This is a genomic window from Cecembia lonarensis LW9, assembly GCF_000298295.1.
Taxonomy (GTDB): domain Bacteria; phylum Bacteroidota; class Bacteroidia; order Cytophagales; family Cyclobacteriaceae; genus Cecembia; species Cecembia lonarensis.
The window spans coordinates 1-787 of record NZ_AMGM01000255.1 but is presented as its reverse complement, the minus strand read 5'-3'; the positions used below and the strand labels follow the sequence as shown (position 1 = coordinate 787).

Sequence of the window (787 nt, the reverse complement as noted above, 5' to 3'; positions counted from 1 at the left end):
CTGGGACCGGTAGATCCAGGTCAGCGGGCGGGTGATGTCCATGCGCGGCAGCGCCTCGGGCAACAGCCGCTACGATGGACGACACCGGAACCACACAGACGTGGTGGTCGGGCACCAGGGAGATGGCAACGGCGGCCCTGGTTGGGCGTTTCCGTCCAAGCACAATGGTGCCCGACTCGGCAAATGGACACCGCCGAAGAGGTCAGCACCGCATCGGTATGATCCAGCTCGGTCACGCTCAGGACCGCAACCGGGTGCGTCGGTGCGCAGTCGCGCGCTATCCGTGGGTGCCGCCTCAACCAACCATTCGGCATCGATGCCGTGCGGGACCACAAAGCTGGTGGCGTCCTTGAGCCGTTCGGCAAGGGTTGCCGGTAGATGGGGCAGGTCCACGACGTCCACGTGGGCCTTGTAGTCCTCGAGCCGATCAACCAGCAACTCGATAAGCTCGGCCTCGGGCATGTCCGAGGAGACCCGGTATTCGCGGGGGATCGGCTCGGGAGCCGGCGCATCACGCAAGGCCGAGGTGATGCGGGAGAGGATTTCTTCCTTGGCGCTCATCGTCTTACTTCTCCTGGTCAGGGGTGGGGGCTACCGGTTCATGGTCCTTCTTCCACCAGTCGCGGAAGGACTGCGCCGGGGGAGCCGGAATGTCACGGGACTGGGTCCAGCCTGCGGCAATGCCCGGAAGGCGTTTGATCTTCTTGTCTCGACCGGCAGCGAGCTTGCCCAAGGGCAGCGCCTTTTCCAGCAGGCCCAGGTGCTTGCCCAAGGAAAACGCCCATTG

General features: G+C 64.7%; 2 protein-coding genes. Both read right to left on the bottom strand.

The features are described 5' to 3' along the window. Positions 1-69: 69 nt before the first annotated feature. Entirely contained in the window at positions 70-561 is a 492-nt protein-coding gene (locus B879_RS24045) for a hypothetical protein (RefSeq protein ID WP_009187230.1), read from the bottom strand. A 4-nt stretch (positions 562-565) separates the two neighbouring features. Next, on the bottom strand, positions 566-787 hold a 222-nt coding region (locus tag B879_RS24040), incomplete at its 5' end, for a lactate utilization protein LutB domain-containing protein (protein ID WP_040401587.1).

Bases quoted from the DNA above. Each gene is read 5' to 3' on its own strand.
- B879_RS24045 (WP_009187230.1), bottom strand. From the start codon at position 561: ATGAGCGCCAAGGAAGAAATCCTCTCCCGCATCACCTCGGCCTTGCGT.